At 67.8% G+C, this 14,262-nt stretch carries 11 protein-coding genes and 1 pseudogene; 8 read left to right on the top strand and 4 right to left on the bottom strand.

Going from position 1 to position 14,262, the window contains the following annotated elements; translation table 11 throughout:
* Positions 1 to 41: 41 nt before the first annotated feature.
* Positions 42 to 191 (top strand): hypothetical protein, encoded by a 150-nt coding sequence (locus OHA10_RS38330; protein WP_371408050.1) that lies wholly within the window; start codon positions 42 to 44, stop codon positions 189 to 191.
* A gap of 277 nt (positions 192 to 468) precedes the next feature.
* On the opposite strand, the pseudogene OHA10_RS38325 reads toward OHA10_RS38330, so the two are convergent.
* The 3 genes and pseudogenes from OHA10_RS38325 to OHA10_RS38315 form a co-directional block, all read right to left on the bottom strand.
* A pseudogene (locus OHA10_RS38325) lies at positions 469 to 1,119 on the bottom strand (DUF222 domain-containing protein); the annotation flags it as partial.
* A gap of 159 nt (positions 1,120 to 1,278) precedes the next feature.
* Positions 1,279 to 2,835: a GxGYxYP domain-containing protein gene (locus tag OHA10_RS38320; protein WP_371403683.1), complete on the bottom strand. Its 1,557-nt coding sequence runs from the start codon at positions 2,833 to 2,835 to the stop codon at positions 1,279 to 1,281.
* Between the two features lie 228 nt (positions 2,836 to 3,063).
* A complete protein-coding gene (locus tag OHA10_RS38315) occupies positions 3,064 to 3,684 on the bottom strand; it encodes an HAD family hydrolase (RefSeq protein ID WP_371403682.1) in 621 nt (206 codons plus the stop codon).
* Positions 3,685 to 3,803: 119 nt separating this feature from the next.
* Between OHA10_RS38315 and OHA10_RS38310 the strand changes: the two genes are divergently transcribed.
* From OHA10_RS38310 to rpmB, 5 genes are all read left to right on the top strand, one after another.
* A complete protein-coding gene (locus OHA10_RS38310; RefSeq protein WP_371403681.1) occupies positions 3,804 to 5,084 on the top strand; it encodes an ABC transporter substrate-binding protein in 1,281 nt (426 codons plus the stop codon).
* Position 5,085: 1 nt separating this feature from the next.
* Positions 5,086 to 6,117 (top strand): carbohydrate ABC transporter permease, encoded by a 1,032-nt coding sequence (locus tag OHA10_RS38305; protein WP_371403680.1) that lies wholly within the window; start codon positions 5,086 to 5,088, stop codon positions 6,115 to 6,117.
* Positions 6,107 to 6,934, top strand: a complete 828-nt coding sequence (locus OHA10_RS38300; RefSeq protein ID WP_371403679.1) for a carbohydrate ABC transporter permease — start codon at positions 6,107 to 6,109, stop codon at positions 6,932 to 6,934. The genes OHA10_RS38305 and OHA10_RS38300 overlap by 11 nt, the downstream gene beginning before the upstream one ends.
* A 30-nt stretch (positions 6,935 to 6,964) precedes the next feature.
* The gene (locus OHA10_RS38295; protein ID WP_371403678.1) at positions 6,965 to 8,953 is read left to right on the top strand and encodes an aldo/keto reductase; all 1,989 of its coding nucleotides are present in this window, start codon (positions 6,965 to 6,967) and stop codon (positions 8,951 to 8,953) included.
* An 83-nt stretch (positions 8,954 to 9,036) separates the two neighbouring features.
* Positions 9,037 to 9,258: a 50S ribosomal protein L28 gene (rpmB, locus tag OHA10_RS38290; protein ID WP_130449155.1), complete on the top strand. Its 222-nt coding sequence runs from the start codon at positions 9,037 to 9,039 to the stop codon at positions 9,256 to 9,258.
* A gap of 60 nt (positions 9,259 to 9,318) precedes the next feature.
* Here the strand turns inward: rpmB and OHA10_RS38285 are convergent, their stop codons facing one another.
* On the bottom strand, positions 9,319 to 10,317 hold the full coding sequence (locus OHA10_RS38285) for an SAM-dependent methyltransferase (RefSeq protein WP_371403677.1): 999 nt from the start codon (positions 10,315 to 10,317) through the stop codon (positions 9,319 to 9,321).
* A 37-nt stretch (positions 10,318 to 10,354) separates the two neighbouring features.
* Between OHA10_RS38285 and OHA10_RS38280 the strand changes: the two genes are divergently transcribed.
* Together OHA10_RS38280 and recG are read left to right on the top strand one after the other, a co-directional pair.
* Positions 10,355 to 11,968 carry a DAK2 domain-containing protein gene (locus tag OHA10_RS38280; protein WP_371403676.1) on the top strand — a complete coding sequence of 538 codons (1,614 nt, stop codon included), beginning with the start codon at positions 10,355 to 10,357 and terminating at the stop codon, positions 11,966 to 11,968.
* Between the two features lie 14 nt (positions 11,969 to 11,982).
* Positions 11,983 to 14,217, top strand: coding sequence for an ATP-dependent DNA helicase RecG (recG, locus tag OHA10_RS38275; RefSeq protein WP_371408036.1), 2,235 nt, complete (start codon positions 11,983 to 11,985; stop codon positions 14,215 to 14,217).
* Positions 14,218 to 14,262: the final 45 nt, after the last annotated feature.

Here is a 14,262-nt window from a genome sequence, read left to right as displayed (position 1 = left end):
TCCGCCGAACGGCCCGGACGCGCCGGCCCCGGACATAACGTGTGCACGGGTTGCACCGGGCGCAGGAGTTGCACCGGACGCACGGGTTGCACCGGGCGCAGGAGTTGCACCGGACGCACGGGTTGCACCGGACGTATCAGCTGCCGGGGATGCTGCGGGTGCGGTACGCGCGGGGGATGCTCCGGACCTAGGCAACGCGTGGGACGTGGCGGATTCATCACACGCGGAGGACCCGTCGTGGGCAGTGCCTGCTTCGGTCGGATTGGGCGTGTGTGATTGAGGTAGGGATGGTGCTGGCGGTGTCGATGCGGTGTCTGGCTCGGGTGTGTGTGGTGGGCTCGGGGGTCGGTCTGGGGATGTTGATGGGCTTGTGGTGTGGGTGGGGCGAGGGGTGCGCGGGGTTGGTGTGCCTGCGTCTAGGGAGGTGGCGGCGATGGTGAGGGTGGTGGTCAGGGCGTCGGCTTGGCGTTTTTCGCGGGAGCGGGGGTCTGGGGCGCCGTCGACGGTCTTGTGGGGGCGGGCGCCGGCGTGGATGAGAGAGCGGAGGAGTTCTGCGTTCTCGTTGGCGAGGTAGCCGCGGAATTTGACGCCCCGGTCCGCGGTGGTGAGGGTCAGGGTTTCGCGGGCGAAGGCCTTGTGTTCTTCGGGCTCTGGGCCGTCGGTGTCGAGGACGTCTCGGATGCGCTGGCCGGCTCGGCGTAGTTCGAACGGGGACAGGTGGCGGGCCAGGCCGACCAGTTCTCGTTCGGCCACGGCGACGTCGTCGGCTGGAACCTTTGACGGGACTTGGTCGAGGGCGGACACGATTGCCTCGGCCTGCGCGGGACGCAGTACGACCGCTGTAGCTTCATCGGTTTCTGGGTCTGCGTGGGGATCGGGGAGGGCGGACGACACGGCGTCGTACTTGGCGAGGGAGCGGGCCAGGCGTACGTCGCGGAGGGCGCGGGAGCGGTCGAGGCGGTAGCGGAATTCGAGTAGCTGGGCGGTGTTGTGTGCGCCGATCTCCTGTGCGTGTTCGAGAACGTCGACCCTGGCGATCAGGTGGAGACGGTACGTCTCGAGGCGGGCGAGGGCAGCATCGACCTGGTCGAGAGTCGACAGCACTTCTGCGCCGCTCATCGACCATGCCGGTCGCTCGCCCAACAGTTCCATGCCGATGACTCTAGACATGGCCACCGACAGTTCTCAAACCCGAAAGCCCTTTATTTCAAGGGATTTCTGTTATCCACAGATTTGAATCTGTGGACAACCTCGATGTTGTTGCTGCGGGCAACGAAGCTAGGGTTTGGCGTACTTGCCGACCATGCGGACCAGGGTGTCCGGTGGGATGACCTTGACGTGAGGGGCGAGATTGTTGACGACGGACAGTACGTTGTCGACGGACTTGCTCCAGGCGTGCCAGACGACGATCGAGTAACCGGCGGTCGAGTGCGGATTGCGGGTGGCGGCGTTGAGTTCGGCGGTGACGGATGCCTCGTCGGCGCCGTCGAGACCGTCCCACAGCATGGTGCGCGCCGAGATGACCGGCTTGCCTTCGGACCAGACGACCTTGCCCTTGAGGCCGTCGTACCGGGAGTACTCGAGGTAGATCAGGCCGTCGATCTCGCGGCGCTTGAGGTACGACGACCAGAGGCGGGTGTTCTCGAAGGCGTTGAAGTCGATGATCTGGGCAACGGAGAGGTCGGCTCGGCCCATCGCGTTGGCCAGTGACGCGGTGTGCTTGTCGAGGGCGGCGGCGGGGTAGCGGCTCGGGTACATGTAGCCGGCGCCGGACGGGCCGACGACCCAGCGGTCTTTGTCGGACTGTTCGTAGAACCAGCGCATCACCGACGGTGCCAGATCGATCAGCGAGGGGGAGATGCCCCAGCCGAGGTCGACCTCGCCGCGGCGCGGGCTGCCGAACCAGCGCGGGTCGGTCGGGAAGTCGCCGAGCGCCCATTGGATGTTGTCGCCGTCGGTGATCAGGAAGCTCACGTAGTGGGCGTTGGGGTCCGGCGCTGGTTCGAGGGCCCTCCCCCCACCCCCTCCGCTCTGTGGTCCGGTCGTCGGTTGAGCGGTGGACGTCGCTGGGCGTAGGGCGGGGTCGAACGCGCGGCCTTGTTGGCGCAGGTGGTCCTCGCGTATGCCTGACAGCACTGACAGGTTGCGTGCGTGGTCGGCGGGCAGGGCTTTTACGCCCGTGCTCGAGTTGACCCCGATGAATGCGTCCTCGCCGTTCGAGGCGTCGCCCCAGCCGATGACCGTGCCGTCGTCGGTCAGGGCGCTGACTACCTCGGCGCGGAAGTCCGAGTTGCCGTCGAAGAAGGCGAGCGTCCCCGCCATCGTGACGTAGTCCCGGAGCCGCTCCGGGAAGTCGGCGCGCTGCTCGACCACGACGTCGTGTCGCAGGCGGGGCCAGTACGTCTCGAACACCCAGCGGTCGTCCTTGTCCCGCACGTCCAGGACTTTGCGCAATCCGTGCTGGATTGCCAGTGCCTCCAAGCTCTCTTCGATGGCGACAGCACCCGTCACGCCGGCGAGCGTGGTCGCGACGTTGACCGACGGAGTGCCTGTACGGAAGAGAACATATCCGCGGATGCCGGACCGGCCGACGGTTTTCCACAGGTCTTCTGTCCGGATCCGGACGCCGTACTGCGAGACGAGGCCGTCGAGCCAGTGCTGGTAGCCGAGTGTCGGCAGGTTCAGGTACAGGGACTCGCCGCCGCGGCGCGCCATCAGGCCCTGGAGTGTGGTCGCGAGCGTGCGCTCGGCGGAGGAGAGGGAGTCCTCGGTCAGCACGTTCAGCACCCGCGGCCGCTGCCCCTTCGGATACGCCGAGGACGTCGCGGATGCCAAGGAGGCCGATGCCAAGGCGGACGAGGGCGCCGAAGACGAGGACGATCCGAAGGCGAGTGACGGCGAGACGGCCGAAGCAACACCCAGGCCAGCAGTCAGACCGAGCAAGCGTCGACGGGAGAGCGCGAAGCGATCGGACACGGGAGGCCTCCAGGGAGCGGCTGGTGGATGTCCTTCGTTGTCAACTGTCCGGCGACGATGCCACAGCCGTCACTCCATCACAAGACCTCAGGCCGGAATCGGCAGTCCGTAACGGCGAAGCAGCTCCGCCAACGCCGGCACGCCCGCCGACAGGTCGTACAGCTCCGCCCGCAGTCCGACCCCAGCCGCAGCCTCCACATTGGCGACGTTGTCGTCGATGAACAGCACCGAGGAGGCCGGCAGGTCCAAGGCGCCGAGGATGGCCCGGAAGTACGCCGGATCCGGCTTGGCCAGCCCCAGGTCGCACGAGTAGAACGTCTGGTCGAACCACTCGCCGTACCCGCGCTCGTCCTGCATGATCGCCCGCCGGTACGCCTGCTGGTTGGTCGCCAGATGGCACCCCACCCCAGCAGCCCGCAAGGAAGCGATCAAGGACACCACCTCAGGCTCAGCCGCGAACCAGCTCCACGGCTCCAGCGCCTCGTCGACAGACGCCGGCGAGTTCCACCGCCGCAGTACGTCGGCCAGCGCATCCCGGAAGTCGACCTTCCCGACCAGAGACGGCTTCTCCGCCGCCATCAGATCCGCGACGAATGCCTCGCCGTCCGCAGGGACGAGCGACGACAGTCGCGACCACCAGTCGGACGTCGGACGCTGGACGACGCCGTCGGCATCGAAGAGGACGGCGGTGACGCCACGCATCATCATGAGCCCAATCTTGTCACCGGAACCTTGACCGGTTCAGTCGGTATGCGCTTACCTAATGGCTACGTAAACATATCTGGACACCTTCCGGCGAAATCCAACAGAAAGCGCCAGGTGAGGCTATGACGTTGAGTAGAAGGCACTTCCTCGCGGTCGGCGGCTCCGCAGCCGCAGCCGCCGCGGGACTCACCGGCTGCGGTTCCCGCAGCTCACTGGGCGGATCGAACGAGCTCAGCATGTGGACCTGGGTCGGGTCTGTCAACGACGGCCTGATCGGTCAGGCGGAGAAGGCGATCCCGGGGTACGACGGCATCAAGCTGGCGATGACCCGGATCGGCAGCAACTACAAGACCAAGGTGCTGACCGCCCTGGCCGGGAAGTCCCTGGTCCCGGACATCGTCGCGATCAACGACGACGTGGCGACGTACTTCCCGAACGCGGACCAGTTCCACGATCTCAACGATCTCGGGGCCAAGGACCTCGCGAAGGACTTCCTGCCCTGGAAGTGGAAGCTCGGGATCACGCCGGACGGCAAGATGATGGCCTACCCGATGGACACCGGGCCGACCGCGCTGTTCTACCGCAGCGACGTCTTCACCAAGGCCGGTATCGACATCGACCCCGCCGCCGTTGCCGAGCTGGCGCCCGACTGGGACACCTACATCGCGCTCGGCAAGAAACTCAAGCAGGCGGTCCCCGGATCCGCGATCACCGACAACATCACCGGGATCTACGGCTACCGGATGGCGCAGCAGTCCAAGCGCTACATGACCGCCGACGGCCAGTACATCGGCGATCAGGACCACGTCCGGGAGGCGTTCGACCTCTCCGTCAGGGTGGTGAAGGAAGGACTGTCGGCCAACGCGCAGAACTCGACCGACAAGAACGCCGTGGTTACCAACGGCAAGCTCGTCGCCTACAACGCCGCCGTCTGGTGGGCGCAGCTAGGACCGAAGAACGCGGCACCGAAGACCAAGGGACTCTGGCGGGTGACGGCGGCTCCTGGTGGCGCCGGCAACAAGGGCGGGTCCTTCCTGGCGATCACGAAGTACTGCAAGAACCCGAAGGCCGCGTTCGCGTTCATCAGCTGGCTCGAGTCGGCGAAGAACCAGGCCCAGGCGTTCCTCGACCCGGTCCTGTTCCCGTCCACGCCCGCGACGTACACGGACAAGACGCTGACGGCGCCCGACCCGTTCTTCGGCGGGCAGCAGATCGTCGACGTGTTCGCCGACTCCGCGAAGAAGTACCCGGGCGCGTACTTCTCGCCGTACGACACGATCATCGACACGCCCATCAGCTCCGAGCTGGTCAACATCGAGGCGGCCGGCAAGAACCCCGACCAGGCCTGGGCCGACGCCCAGCGCCAGGTGCAGCGCGAACTCACCCGAGCGGGGGCGATCTGACATGGCAGTCACCAGCAAAGCCGTCCCGGCCGCAGTGACCACGGCCGCCGCGACGGCCGACAAACCGCCGAACAAGTACAAGCAGGCGATGCCGCAGTACGCCGCCGTCGCGCCGTTCTTCATCCTGTTCGCGGTCTTCGGTGCGTTCCCCGTGCTGTTCTCGATCTGGATCTCGTTCCACTCCTGGGACGGCATCGGGCAGATGAAATGGGTCGGCCTGGAGCAGTACCACTACCTGATCACCGACGCCACGTTCTGGAAGACGATCGGCAACACGCTGATCATCTGGGTGCTGTCCACCGTGCCGATGCTGCTGCTCGCGCTGGTCATCGCCAACGCGCTGCACAACGCGACCCGGCTCCGCACCTTCTACCGGATCGCCTACTTCATCCCGAACGTCACCTCGGTCGTCGCGATCACGCTCGTGTTCGGCTCGATCTTCAGCAACAACTTCGGCCTGCTGAACGCGTTCCTGCAATCGATCGGCGTCGGCCAGGTCGCGTGGCTGACCTCGCCGTGGGGCATCAAGATCGCGATCGCGACCATCGTCACCTGGCGCTGGGTCGGCTACAACGCGATCATCTACCTGGCCGGGCTGCAGGCGATCTCGGCCGACGTGTACGAAGCGGCGAAGGTCGACGGCGCGAGTCCGCGGCAGACGTTCTGGCGGATCACCGTGCCGATGATGCGGCCGGTCATCCTGTTCACCGCGGTCACCTCGACCATCGGCGGACTGCAGATCTTCACCGAGTCCCGCGTGCTGTTCGGTGACACCAGCAACATCGGCGGACCCGGCGACGCCGGCCTCACGATCGTCTCGTACCTGTACCAGTCGGCGTTCATCAAGAACCAGTTCGGGTACGGCGCCGCCGTCGGCTGGGCGCTGTTCATCCTGATCGTGCTGTTCAGCATCATCAACTGGCGCCTGATCGGCGGAAACGACGACGAACGACTGACCCGACGCGCCGCTCGGCGGGTGGAACGCAAGATCGCAGCCCAGAATGCCAAGAGGGAGGCCGCAGATGTCCATTGAGCGCCTACGCACCGCCGTCGGCCACGTCGTGCTCATGCTCGGCGTCCTGGTCTCGCTCTTCCCGTTCTACTGGATGGTCGTGATGGCCTCCAACACCACGCCGGACATCTTCACCTACCCACCCCGGCTGTGGCTCGGATCGCACCTGTTCGAGAACATGGGCGAAGTGCTCGACAACATCGACTTCTTCGGCTCGATGCTGCTCACGCTGATCGCGTCGCTCGGCGTCACCGTGCTGGTGCTGTTCTTCGACTCGCTCGCCGCGTTCGCGTTCGCGAAGTACGACTTCCCCGGCCGGAACGTCCTGTTCGCGATCCTGCTCGCCACCTTCATGATCCCGACCCAGCTCTCGCTGGTCCCGCAGTTCGTCACGCTCGCCGAGTTCGGCTGGATCGGCTCGCTGAAGGCACTCATCATCCCCGGCGCCGCCAACGCGTTCGGGATCTTCTGGATGCGTCAGTACGCCCGCGGCGCGATCCCCGACGAACTCATCTCGGCCGCCAAGGTCGACGGCGCCGGGTTCTTCCGGCAGTACCTCACCGTCGGCCTGCCGGTACTGCGGCCCGGACTCGCCTTCCTCGGTATCTTCACCTTCATCAATGTCTGGAACGACTACCTCTGGCCGCTGATCGTGATGACCGACCCGAACCGCCTCACCCTGCAGGTCGCCCTCGACCAGCTCAACGGCATCTATGGCACCGACTACTCGATGGTGATGGCCGGCGCCCTGATGAGCGTCATCCCCCTGATCGGCGTCTTCCTGATCGGCGCGCGTTCCTTCATCGCCGATCTCGCTGCAGGCGCCATGAAGTTCTGACCTGAAACCACAATCACAACGGGACTCCTTTTGACTGACCAAACGCTCCGCTGGGGCATCCTCGGCACCGGCAACATCGCTTCCCGGTTCGCCAGCCAGGTGCCGACGTCGAAGACCAACGAGGTCGTCGCCGTCGGCAGCCGGTCCCTCGACTCGGCCAACGCCTTCGCCGACAAGTGGGACATCGCGCACCGGCACGGCTCGTACGACGACCTGCTCGCCGACCCCGATGTCGACGCCGTCTACATCGCCACCCCGCACCCGATGCACGTCGAGTGGGCGATCAAGACCGCCGAAGCCGGCAAGCACGTGCTGTGCGAGAAACCGCTCGCGATCAACCGGGCCTGGTCCGAGGCGATGATCGAGGCCGCGGTACGCAACGACGTCTTCCTGATGGAGGCGTACATGTACCGGTGCCTGCCGCAGACCAAACTGGTCGCCCAACTCGTCCGCGACGGCGAGATCGGAAAGGTCCATCAGATCCAGGCCACGTTCGCCTTCGCCGCGGGCTTCCGGCCCGAGTCCCGGATCTTCGCCGACGAACTCGCCGGCGGCGGCATCCTCGACGTCGGCGGCTACCCGGTCTCGTACTCGCGGCTCATCGCCGGGATCGCGGCCGGGCAGCCGTTCGCCGACCCCGCCGCCGTCAGCGCCGTCGGGCACGTCGGCGAGACCGGTGCCGACGAATGGTCGGTCGCCACGCTGTTCTTCGACGGCGGTATCACCGCGCAGGTCAGCACCGGCGTACGGCTCAGCGACCAGAACCAGGTCCGGATCTACGGCAGCGAGGGGTACCTCGTCGTCGAGGACCCGTGGTTCGGCGGCGACGGCAAGCCGAACCACGTCACCCTGCACAAGGTGGGGGAGGAGCCGCGGGAGATCTCCGCGGAGCCCGCCCTCATCTACACGGCCGAGGCCGAGGCCGTGCAGGCGGCGATCCAGGCCGGCGCGAAGGAAGCGCCGGAGATGAGCTGGGCCGACACGCTCGGCAACCTCACCGTCCAGGACCAGTGGCGGGCCGCGATCGGGCAGCAGTACCGGAGCGAGCGGGACGACGCCACGATCCCGACCGCGACCGGTCGTCCGCTCGCCCGGCGCGACGACGCCCCGATGACGTACGGGAAGGTGCCGGGCCTCGACAAGCAGGTCTCCCGGCTCGTCATGGGCGTCGACAACCAGCAGACGCTGCCGCACGCCGCGGTGATCTTCGACGACTTCGTCGAGCGCGGCGGTACGACGTTCGACACGGCGTACATCTACGGCGGCGGACGCGGCGAACGGCTGCTCGGACAATGGATGAAGTCCCGCGGCAACCGCGACGAGGTCGTTGTCATCGGCAAGGGCGCGCACACGCCGTACTGCGACCCCGAGTCGATCACGCGCCAACTGCACGAAAGCCTCGAACGGCTGCAGACCGACCACGTCGACCTGTACCTGATGCACCGCGACAACGAGGAGATCCCGGTCTCCGAGTTCGTCGACGTCCTCGACGAGCACTTCAAGGCGGGCCGGATCAAGGCCTTCGGCGGATCGAACTGGTCCACCGCGCGCTTCGATGCAGCCAACGCGTACGCCGAGGCGAACAGCAAGCAGCCGTTCACGCTGCTCAGCAACCACCTCAGTCTCGCCCGCGCCTACGACGTACCGTGGGCCGGCTGCCGGCACGTCTCCGACGACGAGTCGCAGGCGTGGCTGCGGGAACGCCAGGTCGCGCTGTTCCCGTGGTCGAGCCAGGCCCGCGGGTTCTTCACCGGACGCGCCAAGCCCGAGGACACCTCGGACCAGGAGCTCGTGCGCTGCTTCTACTCCGACGAGAACTTCCGCCGGCTCGACCGGGCGCGGGAGCTGGCGAAGGCCAAGGGCGTCGAGCCGACCGCCATCGCTTTGGCGTGGCTGCTGCACCAGCCGTATCCTGTATTTCCGCTGATCGGGCCGCGTCACGTCAGCGAAACCCGCACCTCGACACCGGGCCTGTCGGTGTCGTTGACCGAGGACGAAGTGGCCTACCTCACGTCCTGAAACCGAGTCTGAGCCGAATTGGTGGCTCGCTGACACCCATGTAACATGGTCTGTCGGTGTCACGACCCTGAACACGGAGAATCATGTCTAAGAAGTGCGATGTCTGCGGCAAGCAGCCGACGTTCGGCAACAGCGTTGCCCGCTTGGGTAAGGGCGCGATGATCCGCCGGGTCAAGGCTCGCACGCCCCGGCGGTTCAACCCCAACATCCAGCCGGTCCGGGCGCTCATCAAGGGCACCCCGACCAAGCTGAAGGTCTGCACGTCCTGCATCAAGGCCGGCAAGGTCCAGCGCGTCGTCGGCTGATCCCCAGCTTTTACTCCGTGTAGGGCCTTTCGACAGGCGCCCGGGAAACCTCCCGGGCGCCTAGTCGTGTTTACGCGCAACGACCGTGATCTCGTTGCGGTTGTGGTGCAGCTGACGCGCGTGCAGTACGTCGTACCGCTCGCGGAGGACGTCGATCGCGTGCCGGGCGCCGTCGAGCGGGTTCTTGCCGCCGCCCTTCAACGTGACGATCGCCAGACCGCCGCGGCGTAGCTGAACCGCCGCGTCGACCATCATCCGCGCGCTCATGACCTGGTCCATCCGCATGTCGTTGACCACCACGTCGAACCGGACCCGGTTCGCCGCGAAGAACCTGCCCGCGGTCGTCGCCTCGTGATGGATCCGCCGATCGCCGCGCAACCGCGGATCCAGCGAACCAGGGTCCACCGACCACACCTCCTGCCCGTGCTGCCGCAGGATCCGCGTCCAGCCGCCCGGCGAAGCGCCCAGGTCGACAGCCTTCCCGCCCGCCGGCAGCTCCAGCCCGAAGGTCGCGATCGCCTCCTCCAGCTTGAACTCCGACCGCGAGACCCGCTCCTCGCCACGGGCCAGCCGCATCCGCCCACCCGGCCAGTCCGACAAGCTGTCCGCCAGCCGGTTCACGCCGATCAGCAACTGCTTCCCGGCGACGACACCCGACACGACGACGTCCTGCCCGGACCGGGTGCTCGTCACCCCGCGGCTCGCCAACGCCTCGACGATCAGGTGGTGGTACGAGCTGCCGGTGCCGTCGACCCAGGTCTGCACCGCGACCGACCGGGCCGAGATCTCCTCGAGCAGCGTCGTCGCGAGCTCGGACTCGGTCGGCAGGTCGTCCAGCGGGTAGCCGGCGATCTCCCGGGTCAGATGCCGGACGAACATGATGCGGCCTTCGTCACACGCCGCCGCGAACTCCTCGACCGGTACCGCGGTGTCGGCCAGCCGGGCCACCTCGGCTCCGAGGCGCTCGAACCGGTGCTCGCCCGGGAACGCCTCCCGGATCTCGCGGACCGCGTACCGGTAACTGTCGGACGCGAACGAGAACAGAACGGAGCGAGGCACAGCACATGGTAAACGGACCCGTACTAACCTTCCGGGCGTGGAGGAATTGACCGTCGAGGTATTGCGCGCCTGGGCCCGGACGGCGCTGGCGGAGCTGGCGCGGGCCCGGACCGAGATCGACGAACTGAACGTGTACCCGGTGCCGGACGGCGACACCGGCACGAACCTCTACCTGACCTGGGAAGCCGCCTGTGACGCCCTGCCCAAGGGCGAGCTGACCTTCACCGAGGCGATCCAGGCCTTCGGCCGCGGCGCCCTGCTCGGCGCCCGCGGCAACTCCGGCGTCATCACCTCCCAGCTGATCCGCGCCTGCGGCCTCCGCCTCGACGAGAACCTCCCGCGCGACCGCGAGAACGGCGTACTCGCGGATCCCCGGATGAGCGAGGCGGCCGCCTTCGCCGACGCGCTCAAGTACGCCGCAGACGCCGCGTACGGCGCGGTCGCCCAGCCCGTCGAGGGCACGATGCTGACCGTCGCCCGTGCCGCCGCCACCGGCGCGATGACGGCTGCGAACGACGGCAAGACCCTCGCCGACGTCTGCCTGGCAGCCGTCGCCTCCGCCCGGCAGGCCCTCACCAAGACCACCGAACAGCTGGACGTACTGCGGCGCGCGGGCGTCGTCGACGCCGGGGGAGCTGGCCTCGTGGTGATCCTCGGCGCGATGGAGTCGGTCCTGACCGGCCGCCACGTGCGCGTCGACGTGCCGGCCAGGGTCGAACCGCAAGGTGAGAGCGCCGAGAGCCAGGACGGACCGGCGTACGAGGTGATGTATCTGCTCGACGCGCCCGACGACAAGGTCGGCGACTTCCGGCAGAGCCTCGCCGGGCTCGGCGACTCGGTCGTCGTGGTCGGCGGCGACGGGCTCTGGAACGTCCACGTCCACACCGACGACGTCGGCGCCGTGATCGAACACGGCATCGACATCGGCCGCCCGCACCGCATCCGCGTCACCCACTTCGCCGACCAGGCCCACCACCACGAGCCCGCCCCGGGCCGCGCGGTGATCGCGGTCGTCGCCGGCGACGGGCTGGCCGACCTGTACGCCGAAGCCGGCGCCCGGGTCATCCGCGGCGGCCCCGGCCGGCGCTGCTCCACCGGCGAACTGCTGCAGGCGATCGAGCAATCCCAGGCACCCGAGATCGTGATCCTGCCCAACGACCAGGACTCGATCGCGGTCGCCGAGGCCGCGGCCACCGCCGCCCGCCAGGACGGGATCCGGGTCGCCGTGATCCCGACCCGCGCACAGGTCCAGGGGCTGGCCGCGATCGCCGTTCACGACCCCGAACGCAGCTTCGACGACGACGTCGTACACCTCTCCGCGGCCGCCGGGCAGACCCGGCACGGCGCCGTGACGATCGCGACCAAAGACGCGTGGACGATGGCCGGCCGCTGCCGGATCGGCGACGCGCTGGGAGTGGTCGACGGAGACTTCGCGCTGATCACCGAGGAGCTGGAGACGGCCGCGGTCGGGGTCGTCGACCGGCTGCTCGGCGGCGGCGGCGAGCTGCTCACGATCGTCACCGGCCGTGACGCCGACCCCGCGCTGGCCGAGGCGGTGGAGCGCCACGTCCGCCGGCAACGCAAAGATGTCGACGTCGTGGTGTACGACGGAGGGCAGGACAGGTACCCGTTGCTGATCGGGGTCGAATAACTGTGTCGAATCATTTGGCCGATGTGGACCGCAAGCTCCGTGACTTCCTCGGAGCCAAGACGGCCAAGACCTTCGCCGACGTGCTCGAGATCGAGACCGTCGGCGAGCTGCTGCGGCACTACCCGCGGCGGTACCTGAAGAAGGGTGAGCTGACCCCGTTCGACGAGCTCGAGGTCGGCGACCAGGCCACCGTCAACGGGCGGGTGAAGAAGGTCACCGCCCGCGCCCTGGACAGCAAGGTCGAGATCCGGCCGGACGAGGTCCACAAGTACCGCAAGCGGCGGACGATCACCAAGGTCGTCGTCACCGACGGGCGCAACGACCTCGAAGCGGCGTTCTTCAACCAGCCCTGGCTGCTGACGAAGCTGACCCCCGGCACCTCCGCGCTGTTCTGGGGCGAGGTGTCGATGTTCCGGACCACCATGCAACTGAAGAATCCCGGCACCGAGATCCTCGACGAGGAGGACCTGACCGAGGCCGAGATCGAACGCCGGGCCCGGCCGTTCCGCCCGCTCTACCCCGCGACCGCGAAGTTGCCCACTGCAACGATCGAGCGGTCGGTGAAGATCGTCCTGGACAGTCTCGACGAGCAGCTCGACGACCCGATCCCGGACCTGGTCCTGCGCAAGGAGAAGCTGCTCGGACTGCGCGAAGCCCTGCAGCTGGTGCATCTTCCCGATACCGAGAAGGACATCCGCGACGCGCAGCAACGGTTCCGGTTCGAGGAAGCGTTGGTGATGCAAACGATTCTCGCCCAGCGGCGGGCGGTGACGGATGCGCTGAACGCCGTACCGCGGCCGCGGGTCGCCGACGGCCTGCTCGACGAGTTCGACCGGCGGCTGCCGTTCGAGCTGACCGAGGGACAGGCCGAGGTGGGCGAGGAGATCTTCGCCGACCTGGCGCGACCACACCCGATGCATCGGCTGCTGCAGGGCGAGGTCGGCTCCGGCAAGACCGTGGTCGCGCTGCGGGCGATGCTGTCCGTGGTCGACAACGGCGGTCAGGCGGCGCTGCTCGCCCCGACCGAGGTGCTGGCCGTCCAGCACCACAAGACGCTGACGAAGATGCTCGGCGACCTGGCCGAGCAGGGCATGCTCGGCGGCGCGGAGCACGCCACCAAGATCGGTCTGCTGACCGGCTCGCTGAACGCGGCCGGACGCCGTACGGCGATGCTCGATGCCGCCAGCGGTGCCGCCGGGATCGTCGTCGGGACGCATGCGCTGCTCGAGGACAAGGTGCAGTTCGCGGATCTCGGGCTCGTGGTGGTCGACGAGCAGCACCGGTTCGGCGTCGAGCAGCGGGCCACGCTGAGCGCCAAGTCCGGCGACAACACCCCGCACGTGCTGGTGATGACCGCGACGCCGATCCCGCGGACGGTGGCGATGACGGTGTTCGGCGACCTCGCGGTCTCCACGCTCACCCAGCTCCCGGCCGGCCGGTCGCCGATCCAGTCGTCGGTCGTCCCCGCCAAGGAGAAGCCCGAGTGGCTGCAACGCGCCTGGACCCGGGTCCGCGAGGAGGTCGGCAAGGGACATCAGGTGTACGTCGTGTGCCCGCGGATCGGCGACGACGTCAAGAACGCCGGCGACGAGGAAGGCGAGCTGCTCGAGACCGACGAAGGCGGGAAGAAGCAGGCCCGGCCGCCGATCTCGGTCATGCAGGTCGCCGAGGCGCTGGGCGAGATCCTGCACGACCTGCGCGTCGAGATCCTGCACGGGCGGCTGCCGGCCGAGGAGAAGGACGCGGTGATGTCGCGGTTCGCGGCCGGCGACATCGACGTACTGATCGCGACCACGGTGATCGAGGTCGGGGTCGACGTACCGAACGCCTCGACGATGGTGATCATGGACGCCGACCGGTTCGGCATCTCCCAGCTGCACCAGCTCCGCGGCCGGGTCGGCCGGGGCAAGGTGCCGGGGCTGTGCCTGCTCGTCACGGATCTCTGGCCGGGATCCAAGTCGTACGGGCGACTCGACGCCGTCGCCTCCACGACCGACGGCTTCGAGCTGTCCCGGATCGACCTGGAGACCCGGCGCGAGGGCGACGTACTCGGCGTCGCGCAGTCCGGGCGCCGCACCAGCCTGAAGCTGCTCAGCGTGCTGCGCGACGAGGACATCATCCTCGCCGCCCGTCACGTGGCGAACTCGATCGTGTCGGTCGACGCGGAGCTGGCCGAGTACCCGGTGCTCCGGTCCGTCGTACGCAGCGCCCTCGAGTCGGAGACCACCGAATACTTGGAGAAGACGTGACTGTGCTGAATGCCGCGCCTCCGGCGCGGGGGTCACGGGGCTTTC

The organism is Kribbella sp. NBC_00662 (genome assembly GCF_041430295.1).
GTDB lineage: Bacteria > Actinomycetota > Actinomycetes > Propionibacteriales > Kribbellaceae > Kribbella.
Note: the sequence above shows the minus strand (reverse complement) of the source record. Positions and strands in the feature narration are given on the sequence as shown.